The sequence below is a fragment of the Streptomyces solincola genome (assembly GCF_002982015.1).
Taxonomy (GTDB): Bacteria; Actinomycetota; Actinomycetes; order Streptomycetales; family Streptomycetaceae; genus Streptomyces; species Streptomyces solincola.
Map to the genome: position 1 here is coordinate 1 of NZ_PVLV01000566.1, position 3976 is coordinate 3976.

The 3976-nt window shown below is 73.3% G+C and carries 4 protein-coding genes; 1 reads left to right on the top strand and 3 read right to left on the bottom strand.

Annotation, left to right across the window (positions count from 1 at the left end; genetic code table 11):
* From C6N75_RS27270 to C6N75_RS27280, 3 genes are all read right to left on the bottom strand, one after another.
* A partial coding sequence (locus tag C6N75_RS27270) for a hypothetical protein (protein WP_105871542.1) occupies positions 1-511 on the bottom strand: 511 nt, incomplete at its 3' end.
* A 150-nt stretch (positions 512-661) separates the two neighbouring features.
* Entirely contained in the window at positions 662-1462 is an 801-nt protein-coding gene (locus C6N75_RS27275; protein WP_105871539.1) for a GntR family transcriptional regulator, read from the bottom strand.
* 268 nt (positions 1463-1730) lie between these two features.
* Positions 1731-3098: an aspartate aminotransferase family protein gene (locus C6N75_RS27280; RefSeq protein ID WP_105871540.1), complete on the bottom strand. Its 1368-nt coding sequence runs from the start codon at positions 3096-3098 to the stop codon at positions 1731-1733.
* Positions 3099-3302: 204 nt separating this feature from the next.
* On the opposite strand from C6N75_RS27280, the gene C6N75_RS27285 reads away from it, so the two are divergent.
* Complete coding sequence (locus C6N75_RS27285; RefSeq protein ID WP_105871541.1) at positions 3303-3929, top strand: DJ-1/PfpI family protein; 627 nt, start codon at positions 3303-3305, stop codon at positions 3927-3929.
* The last annotated feature ends 47 nt before the right edge of the window (positions 3930-3976 follow it).

Sequence of the window (3976 nt, forward strand, 5' to 3'; positions counted from 1 at the left end):
GCTCCGCGGGCCGGGGCGCGGCGGGCGGGCTGGCCGGGTCGATGCCGATCGAGGGGGCCACGTACTCCAGCTCGCGCAGCAGGCCGTGCGCGGAACCGAGCGGTCCGCCGCCGGCCAGCAGCTCGTCGGTGGAGAGCGGGGCGGGGAAGTCGACCGGCACGTACGCGCCGGCGTGGTCGTAGTGCCACACCAGGTGCGACTGCTGGGCGGTGGACTCGAACATCTCCAGCAACTGCTCGTAGTCGCCGCCCAGTTCGTCGACCGGGGTGACGGCCAGTCCGCAGAGCCGGAGCAGGTAGGCGCGGCGCAGGAAGTGCAACGCGTCGTAGTCGAAGCCGGCCACCGGCGCGACGTCGCCGGAGAGGCCCGGCATATAGGCGAAGACCGGCACCGGCGGCAGCCCGGCCTCGGTCAGCGCGTGGTCGTACGCGGCGATCTCCTCCGCGAACGGGTTGTCGGGGCTGTGGCACAGGACGTCGACGAGGGGGACCAACCACAGGTCACAGGCCAAGGGGTACTCGCTCTCCTCTGGTCGCGGTCGGGACAGCGTAGTGCGCGGTACGGAGCCGGGCGGTGCGGGCGCCGGAGGCCCGTCGATCCCCGTCACATACCCACCGGGGCGGGGCCGTAGCCGCGTGCGGGCCCGGTCGCCCGCGCGCGCTCAGCGGCCGGCGCGGCCGAGCGCGTCCAGGTGGTCGGCCCAGCGCAGCGCATGCGCGTTGTACGCGTCCATGACCGAGCCGACCGCGTCCGGGTCGGCGAGGGTGACCGCGGCCACCAGCTCCTCGTGCCCGCTCCACAGCCACCGCTCGCCCCGCGGGTCGGCACGCAGGTGCGGCACGGCGAACACCCACGCCTGGACGCGCAGCCGGTGCAGGAAGTCGACGATGTAGGCGTTGGCGACGAAGCCGCTCAGCTCCCGCCAGAACCGCAGGTCGTAGCCGATCAGGATGTCCAGCTCACCGGCCCGGGCGGCGCGCGCCGCCTCCTCGCCGCGCCGCCGCACGGACACCAGCCTCGCCCCGTACGGCGGTGCGGTGACGATCTCCCGCCGCACTCCCCCACCGGGGCCGGCGCTCCCGCCACCTCCGGTGCTCGCCGCCTCCGGGGAGCGGGCCGGCGGGGGAACCGCCGCCGCGCCCCGGTCCGCGCCGGGCGCGCCCAGCTTGCGGAAGACACCGTCCACCACCAGGGCGCGGGCCTCGACCATGCCCCGGTAGTCCTCCACCGAGAAGCGGTGCACGCGGAAGCCGCGGTGCTGGTCGCAGTCGAGGAGCCCCTGCGCGGTGAGGTCCACCAGCGCCTCGCGCACCGGGGTGGCGGACACCCCGTACTGCTCGGCGATCTGCCGGACGGTGAACACCTCGCCGGGGCCGAGACGCCCCGCGAGCACTTCCTCACGGAGCGCGTCCGCGATCTGCTGGCGCAGAGTGCTGCGGGTGACGGCTCCGCTCGCGGGCATGACGGGGCCCCCTCCTGCACGGTTGCGGACACTTTAAGCGAGTGTGCGGAGGGGGCCGCGGACCCGTGACGGAAGTCTCCCGCCGGTATCCGGATCCGGTGACCGGTACCCGGCGGCCGCTGGCCGGTGGCCGGTACCCGAATCCGGCGCGGTCGGCCTTCGGCCTGCTCGTCAGCCGGTGGTGTGCTCGTCGACCCGGTGGTGTGCCGGTCGACCGGTGGTGTGCCGGTCGACCCGGTGGTGTGCCGGTCGACCGGTGGTGCGCCGCTCAGCCGGTGGTGTGCTCGTCCGCCACCGACAGGGCGGCGTCCAGGGCGGCCAAGCCCTCCTTCGCCTCCGCCTCGGTGATGTTGCAGGCAGGCACCGCGTGGGTGCGGTTCATGTTGACGAACGGCCACAGCCCGTTCTTCTTGCAGGCCGCGGCGAACGCGGCCATCGGCGCGTTCGCCTCGCCGGCGGCGTTGTACGGCACCAGCGGCTCGCGGGTCTCCCGGTCGCGCACCAGGTCCAGCGCCCAGAACGCGCCCAGGCCGCGCACCTCGCCGACCGAGGGGTGCCGCTCGGCCAGCTCCCGCAGCCCGGGGCCGAGGACGTGCTCGCCCAACCGGGCGGCCTGCTCGACGACCTTCTCCTCCTCCATGGCCTCGATGGTCGCCACCGCCGCGGCGCAGGCCAGCGGGTGCCCGGAGTAGGTCAGTCCGCCGGGGTACGGCCGCTTGTCGAAGGTCGCCGCGATCTCGCCCGAGATGGCGACGCCGCCCAGCGGCACGTAACCGGAGTTGACGCCCTTGGCGAAGGTCAGCAGGTCGGGCACGACACCGAAGTGGTCGGCCGCGAACCACGCCCCGGTCCGCCCGAAGCCCGCCATGACCTCGTCCAGCACGAAGACGATCCCGTGCCGGTCGCACAGCTCGCGGACGCCGGCCAGGTACCCGGGCGGCGGGACCATGATCCCGGCGGTGCCGGGGACGGTCTCCAGGATGATCGCCGCGATCGTCCCGGGCCCCTCGAAGGCGATGGTGTCCTCCAGGTGCGCGAGCGCCCGCTCGCACTCCTGCGCCTCGTCCGCCGCGTAGAACGGCGAGCGGTACGCGAAGGGGCCCCAGAAGTGGACGACGCCGGAGGACGCGGTGTCCGACGCCCAGCGGCGCGGGTCACCGGTGAGGTTGATCGCGGTGGAGGTGGCGCCGTGGTACGAGCGGTAGGCGGACAGCACCTTGGTGCGCCCGGTGTGCAGCCGGGCCATCCGGATGGCGTTCTCGACCGCCTCGGCCCCGCCGTTGGTGAAGAAGACCTTGTCCAGGTCGCCCGGAGTGCGCTCGGCGATCAGCCGGGCGGCCTCGGACCGCACGTCCACGGCGAAGGCCGGCGCGAACGTCGCCAGCTTCCCCGCCTGCTCCTGGATGGCCGCGACGACCTTCGGGTGCTGGTACCCGATGTTGGTGTAGACGAGGCCGCTGGTGAAGTCGAGATAGCGGTTCCCGTCGTAGTCCCAGAAGTACGCCCCCTCGGCGCCGGCGACGGCGAGCGGGTCGATCAGGCCCTGGGCTGACCAGGAGTGGAACACGTGCGCGCGGTCGGCGGCCTTGACGGCCGCCCCGGCCTGCGGATCGGGCTGAGGGGTCAGAGGGGTCATGCGGGCCAGGGTAGGGACCGTGCCGGGGTGCCGGTATGGCCATCTTGTATGGCGGAAACCGGCTGGTTCGGCAGGGTGTCGTCCTCCGAAGGACACCACCCGCACCGCCTGGAGGAACCTACGGCGAATCCCACCCCCGTCCACCCGTTGACAGCATCCTGCCTTCATGACAGCATTATGTCATCAGCCACCGAGGAGGCAGCCATGACCAGCTCCGCCACCCCGCCCACGGACGCCCGCAAGCCCGTCCACCTCGCCGTCTACGACACGCTCGCCGACTGGGAGCCCGGCCACGCCACCGCCTGGCTCGCCCGCTCCGGCTACGACATCCGCACCGTCGGCCCCGGCACCGACCATGTCACCTCCGTCGGCGGGCTCCGCATCACCCCCGACCTCGCCCTCGCCGAGCTGCGCCCCGAGGACAGCTCCCTGCTGATCCTCCCCGGCGCCGACCTCTGGGACGCCGGGGACGACCTGGCCCCCTTCGCCGCCACCGCCCGCGCCTTCCTCGACGCCGGCGTCCCGGTCGCGGCGATCTGCGGCGCCACCCTCGGCCTCGCCCGCGAGGGACTGCTGGACGACCGCACCCACACCAGTGCCATCTCCTTCTACCTGGCCCAGAGCGGGTACGCGGGCGGCAAGCACTACCAGGACGCCGACGCGGTCACCGACGGCGACCTGATCACCGCCGGGCCGACCGAGCCGGTCGCTTTCGCCCGCGAGATCCTCGGCCGGATGGGCGCCTTCCAGGGCAGCCGGCTCGACGCCTGGTACCGCCTCTTCCACGACTCCGACCCGGCCGCCTACGAGGAACTGAACACGGAAGACTGACCGCCCATGACCTGTCTCTTATACACATCTCCGAGCCCACGAGACGT